Origin of the sequence: Pseudomonas sp. K5002 (assembly GCF_013386655.1) — a bacterium.
Classification (GTDB): Bacteria; Pseudomonadota; Gammaproteobacteria; order Pseudomonadales; family Pseudomonadaceae; genus Aquipseudomonas.
In genome coordinates, this window is the sequence record NZ_JACARK010000055.1 from 1 (window position 1) to 5,014 (window position 5,014).

General features: G+C 61.9%; 5 protein-coding genes and 1 pseudogene. 4 read left to right on the forward strand and 2 right to left on the reverse strand.

All coding sequences use genetic code 11. The annotated features are described in order from the left end of the window. Window positions 1-21: 21 nt before the first annotated feature. Together HX846_RS03730 and HX846_RS03735 are read right to left on the reverse strand one after the other, a co-directional pair. A complete protein-coding gene (locus HX846_RS03730; protein WP_063028913.1) occupies window positions 22-1,464 on the reverse strand; it encodes a mechanosensitive ion channel domain-containing protein in 1,443 nt (480 codons plus the stop codon). Between the two features lie 63 nt (window positions 1,465-1,527). Continuing rightward, a complete protein-coding gene (locus HX846_RS03735; RefSeq protein ID WP_003210245.1) occupies window positions 1,528-2,394 on the reverse strand; it encodes a pirin family protein in 867 nt (288 codons plus the stop codon). A gap of 453 nt (window positions 2,395-2,847) precedes the next feature. Here HX846_RS03735 and HX846_RS03745 point away from each other — a divergent pair. The 4 genes and pseudogenes from HX846_RS03745 to HX846_RS03760 form a co-directional block, all read left to right on the forward strand. Further along, a pseudogene (locus HX846_RS03745) lies at window positions 2,848-3,279 on the forward strand (2,5-dihydroxypyridine 5,6-dioxygenase); the annotation flags it as partial. A 189-nt stretch (window positions 3,280-3,468) separates the two neighbouring features. Further along, window positions 3,469-3,903: a MarR family winged helix-turn-helix transcriptional regulator gene (locus HX846_RS03750; protein WP_003215338.1), complete on the forward strand. Its 435-nt coding sequence runs from the start codon at window positions 3,469-3,471 to the stop codon at window positions 3,901-3,903. Between the two features lie 256 nt (window positions 3,904-4,159). After that, window positions 4,160-4,636: a (2Fe-2S)-binding protein gene (locus tag HX846_RS03755; protein ID WP_008436149.1), complete on the forward strand. Its 477-nt coding sequence runs from the start codon at window positions 4,160-4,162 to the stop codon at window positions 4,634-4,636. Window positions 4,637-4,652: 16 nt separating this feature from the next. Then, on the forward strand, window positions 4,653-5,014 hold a 362-nt coding region (locus HX846_RS03760; RefSeq protein ID WP_178964993.1), incomplete at its 3' end, for a molybdopterin cofactor-binding domain-containing protein.

The window sequence follows — 5,014 nt, forward strand, 5'->3', positions numbered from 1 at the left end:
CAGCAACGGATATGTACACCTTCAGGCCCGACTCCGCAGCCACTGCATAAACCCCTTCTTAACCGGCACCACAGGCGCCTCCTGCGTCAAACTCTGAGCCGCATGCAACCTGAAATCCAGCAGGCTTTTCATAGCCTCACTGATGTCATGCCGAGCATCCAGACAAGGCTTCAGATACTCCTTCTCAATCCGATACAACGTACAAAACGTCTTCGCCGAAAAGTCCGCAGGCACACCCTGCTCCGAAAGAATCCCGGCCTCACCAATCACCTCCCCAGGCCCCATCCGCCCCGCTTCAAACTTGTGTCCGGCCTTGGTCAGCATCACCGAAATCACCCCGGACTCGATGATAAAAAGATGATCACTCACCTCCCCCGCCGGCAAAATCATCTCCCCGGCGCGAAAGGTCTGCAGCGTCATGTTCTGGCTGAATGTCTCCTTCTCCTCCTGCCTCAACGTCGAGAAAATAGATGAGCTCTCCAACAACGCCCGAGCCCGGGAAACCGTCACCGGCGCATTACTCTCGGCAGCCGACAACAAGCTCACCCCCGCCGCCTGCAAATGCCGAAACGCCAAATCATAAAGCTGATTGCGCACCTCACGCTTGAGCGCCATGGCCGGCACAAACCCGCTGATCTCATACTCCACGCCACCACTGGCCGACGTCTTGAACGCCACGCTCGGCGCCGGCTTGGCCAACAACGGCCGACACCCCTGCATCGCCCGCTCCAGCGCATCCAGCACGGTTTGGGGCCGCGCATGGGGGCTGACCTGCAGGCTGACCGCCAAGCCAAACATATCTGCGGGACGTGAGAAGTTGATGATCTTGGCCTTGGCCGCCAACGAGTTGGGCACCACCGCCAGGCTGCCCTGGGAGGTTTGCAGTTGGGTGGCGCGCCAGTCGATGTCGATCACCCGGCCTTCGGTGCCGTCGATGGAGATCCAGTCATCCAGTTGGTAGGGTTTGGTGGTGTTGAGCACGATGCCGGAAAACACGTCGCTCAAGGTGCTTTGCAACGCCAGGCCGACGATGATTGCCACCGCGCCGGAAGTGGCCAGCACGCCCTTGACCGGCAGGTCGAGCACGTAGGCCATGGCGGCGATGATCGCGATCAGGAAGATCACCGCGCCCACCAGATCCTGCAACAGCCGCCCGGTGTGGCCGACCCGCTGCATCATCACCGCGCCGAGCAATACCGTGAGGGTGCGCGCCGCAAACAGCCACCAGCCGATCTGGAACGCCGTTGCCGCCAAATGCAGCGCCACGTTGTCGCCGAACGGCGCGACCTGCATCGGGTTCATGCCTTCGTTGAACAGCACGGCGCTGAACACCGCAAAGATCACCAGCCGCGCCGCCAGCTTCCAATTGGCGAAATCGGCAGAGATCAAACGCCATACGGCAATATCGATCAGTACCAGCGCCAAGGCACAGAACATCGGGTGATCGGAGATAAATGAGGGCATTCAGGCGACTCCAGGGCGAATGCCATGAAGATCGCATGAAATGCCTTTGGAGGGTATAGCGCCCTAGCGCTGCATCTGCCCGAATTGCCCGGACTGATAGTCGGCAAACGCCTGGTGGATTTCCTGCTCGGTGTTCATCACAAACGGGCCGTGGCCGACGATGGGTTCGTCGATCGGCTCGCCGCTGAGCAACAGCACCATGGCGTCGTCGCTGGACTCGAGGCGCAGTTGCGTGCCATCGCGCTCGAACAGTGCCAACTGCCCTTCCCGCGCCACTTCAGTGCCGTTGATCCGCACCGTGCCGCGCAACACCACCAGCGCGGTGTTGCGCCCGGCGTGCAGGTCCAGCGTCACAGAGCGGCCGGCTTTGAGGCGCATGTCCCACACGTCGATCGGTGTGAAGGTGCGAGCCGGGCCTTTGACCCCGTCGAACTCGCCCGCGATCAAGCGCAGGCTGCCGGCGTGGTCGGCCAGGGGCAGCGTCGGAATATCGCCATCGAGGATGGTCTGGTAACCGGCATCGGTCATTTTGTCCCTGGCCGGCAGGTTGACCCACAACTGGACCATTTCCAGGGCGCCGCCGCTGCGGGCGAACGCCTCGGAGTGAAACTCCTCGTGAATGATGCCCCTGGCGGCTGTCATCCATTGCACATCGCCCGGGCCGATGGTGCCGCCGGCGCCGGTGGAATCGCGGTGCTCGACTTCGCCCTTGTAGACGATGGTCACGGTTTCAAAACCGCGATGGGGATGCTGGCCCACGCCGCGACGTTGCTCGGTCGGGGTGAATGCCGCAGGACCGGCGTGATCCAGCAACAGGAACGGGCTGATCTGCTTGCCCATGGTGTCGTAGGAAAACAGCGTGCGAACCGGAAAGCCGTCGCCGACCCAATGGCCGCGTGGGCTGGTGTAGATGCCGATGATCTTTTTCATATGTGTCTCCAGTAATGGATACACCTTAAATCCGATACCAATTCCGCGCTAGACGGCAAAATCGGCCCTGATCGTCCCACCAGTGGAACAAAGACTCGGGGCTGGATTATTTTATATTTCGACCATAATATGGCGACAAATATTACAAGCGTAATTTTTAGCTCACCCCGCCCCACGGAGCCCGACATGAACCCTCTCCCCCTGCGTCTTCTCACCCCCCTGGCCCTGCTGGCGGTACTCAGTGGCTGCAACAACAAGGCCGACCCCGTCGCCGAAGCGCCCCTGCCCCGCCCGGTGCTGGCCGCCAAGGTCGAAGCCGCCGGCAGCCAGCAAAGCGCCTACACCGGCGTAGTGGCCGCGCGCACGGAAAGTGACCTGGGGTTTCGGGTCAGCGGCAAGGTGATCGAGCGCAAGGTTGATCCCGGCCAGCACGTCAACCGTGGCGACACTTTGCTGGTGCTGGATATCGGCGACATCCTGCTGCCGTTCAAGACCTACACCCGGGAGAAAATCACCCTGGAGATCGAGAAGGGCTTCATCACCAGAATCCACGGTGGTTTCGAGGCCGAATACCTGCGCGACTACATGAAATACTTCAACGACCCCGAGGTATATGGCATCTCCCACATCGGCTGGGGCCTGCAGCCACGGGCGCAATGGACGGCCATGGGCCTGCACGACAAGAACGACGGCATGTGCATGGACGCCCGCGCGTTCTACGGCAACTTCCTGTTCTCCACCGGCCCGAACACCGAAGTCGGCGGCACCCGCAAGACCCCGTGCCACATGGACATCCCGCTGCGCAATTGCGACGTCTACCTCGATGATGAGGCCGTAGTCATCGCCGGCGACGTCGTAGCCCCCAAGGCCTCCCTGGCCCACTAAACATCCAATGTGGGAGCGGGCTTGCTCGCGAATGCGGTACGTCAGTCACACATGCGCCACCTGACACACCGCATTCGCGAGCAAGCCCGCTCCCACATTTCAACCGCGTTCCGGCAATGAGATCCTTGAGTCATTTCCACAACCCCGCCATCATGCCACCCCATCGACCACCGCCTTCCCGAGCCCGCCGTGCCTGATTCCTACGTTTTCTCCGAACAAGTCGGCCACCTGCTGCGCAAGGCCTACCAGCGTCACCTGGCGATCTTCCAGCAGAATGTCGGCGACTCGCAGCTCACCGCCGTGCAGTTCGTCACCCTGTGCGCCCTGCGCGATCACGGTGCAAGTTCGCTCACCGAACTGGTCAAGGCCACCGCCGTCGACCAGGCGACCATCCGTGGCATCGTCGAACGCCTCAAGGCCCGCGAACTGATCACCCTCGAACCCGACCCGCAGGACAAACGCAAAGTCGTGGTCAACCTATCCGACTCCGGCGCCGCCCTGGTGCAGCAAACCGTGCCCTGCGCCGCCACCATCACCGAACTGACCCTGAGCAACCTAAACCCCGCCGAACGCGTCGCCGTACTCTTCCTGCTACGCAAAATGATCGAAGACCCCCAAACCTGACCCCGATCCCCTGTGGTGAGGAAGCTTGCTCCCGCCGGACTGCGCAGCAGGCCCATCTTTTGGGGTCGCTTCGCAACCCAGCGGGAGCAAGCTCCCTCGCCACAGCTATTCATCCATCTTCTGGCACCGTTTTTGCTCTACGTTGATGTAGTAACCACTTCACCCGTCAAGTGTGTCGCGAGACCCCAGGTACGCGACGCTTTTTTTTGACTGTTTGATGTAGTGGACACTTCACCAAATCCAACGGGCGAAGCGAATGACCAGCCAGAACATCACGGTAACGCTTGAGGTCAACGGCCACACCAGCGAAGTCAGCGCAATGGCTGACACCCCGCTGTTGTTGATTCTGCGCAATGACCTGCAACTCAACGGCCCCAAATACGGCTGCGGCCTGGGGGAGTGCGGCGCCTGCACGGTGATCATCGACGGCGTGGCTGCACGCTCCTGCGTCTTCCCCCTGTCGGGTGCCGTGGGCCGCAACATCGTCACCCTCGAAGGCCTCGGCACCCGCCAGACCCCGCACCCGGTGCAGCAGGCCTTCATCGATGAACAGGCCGCCCAGTGCGGCTACTGCCTCAACGGCATGATCATGACCGCCAAGGCCTTGCTCGACCGCAATCCCAACCCCAGCGAAGCCGAGGTGCGCAGCGAACTGTCTGGCAACCTCTGCCGCTGTGGCACCCATATCGAAATCCTCCGCGCGGTGCTGCGTGCCGCCCGCCAAACGCCTTGAACGTGGATCGATGACCATGACTGACGCAATCCCTTCCCGCGACCAATGGCTGGCCAAGGCCGGCGTCCTGCTGATCGTCGACGATGTGCTGCCACCTTCGGGGCCGGTGGCCAAAGGCGGCACACCGACGGTCAAGCCCAAGGAGCTGGGGCTGTTTATCGCAGTGAACGATGATGGGCTGGTGTACGCCTTCAACGGGCACGTGGACCTGGGCACCGGCATTCGCACCTCCCTGGCGCAGATCGTCGCTGAAGAACTGGACCTGACCATGGACCAGGTGCGCATGGTGCTGGGCGACACCGAGCGTGCGCCGAACCAGGGCGCGACCATTGCCAGCGCAACCTTGCAGATCTCCGCGATTCCGCTGCGCAATGCCGC

Bases quoted from the DNA above. Each gene is read 5' to 3' on its own strand.
- HX846_RS03730 (WP_063028913.1), bottom strand. From the start codon at position 1,464: ATGCCCTCATTTATCTCCGATCACCCGATGTTCTGTGCCTTGGCGCTG.
- HX846_RS03735 (WP_003210245.1), bottom strand. From the start codon at position 2,394: ATGAAAAAGATCATCGGCATCTACACCAGCCCACGCGGCCATTGGGTC.
- HX846_RS03755 (WP_008436149.1), top strand. From the start codon at position 4,160: ATGACCAGCCAGAACATCACGGTAACGCTTGAGGTCAACGGCCACACC.